1 pseudogene is annotated in these 582 nt (G+C 72.7%); it reads right to left on the bottom strand.

Annotated features, from left to right (window positions below):
• Window positions 1-582 (bottom strand): annotated as a pseudogene (locus tag AC1D01_RS37955) (hypothetical protein); the annotation flags it as partial.

Here is a 582-nt window from a genome sequence, read left to right as displayed (position 1 = left end):
CTGATCGACAGCGTCAGCGCGCCAGCCGGGGAGGAGCGGTCGGCGATCAGTTCGGTGAAGGGCTCGCGGCGGGCCAGTGCCGCTTCGTAGCGCGGCCACGAGGCCGCATGCTCGCCACCGTGGGGCTGGTACAGCTCGGGGAAGCGGCGGCCCAGGTCGTGCTGCGGCGGCAGGCCGAGGCGGTGCTCGAAGTTCTCGGACAGCCAGCTGATCTGCCCGAGGTCGTCGGTTTCCCACAGCCAGTTGTTGCCGGACAGGCTGGCGGCGCGCACCCGGGCCTCCTGCAGCCGCGCGTTGATGATGGTGGCCGAGCCGCGGTAGCCGCGGAAGCGGCCGCTGCTGCTGAACACCGGCACGCCGCTGATCGACAGCGTCAGCGCGCCAGCCGGGGAGGAGCGGTCGGCGATCAGTTCGGTGAAGGGCTCGCGGCGGGCCAGTGCCGCTTCGTAGCGCGGCCACGAGGCCGCATGCTCGCCACCGTGGGGCTGGTACTCGCCACCGTGGGGCTGGTACAGCTCGGGGAAGCGGCGGCCCAGGTCGTGCTGCGGCGGCAGGCCGAGGCGGTGCTCGAAGTTCTCGGAC

Source organism: Rhizobacter sp. P3_B12, from assembly GCF_056402895.1.
Note: the sequence above shows the minus strand (reverse complement) of the source record. Positions and strands in the feature narration are given on the sequence as shown.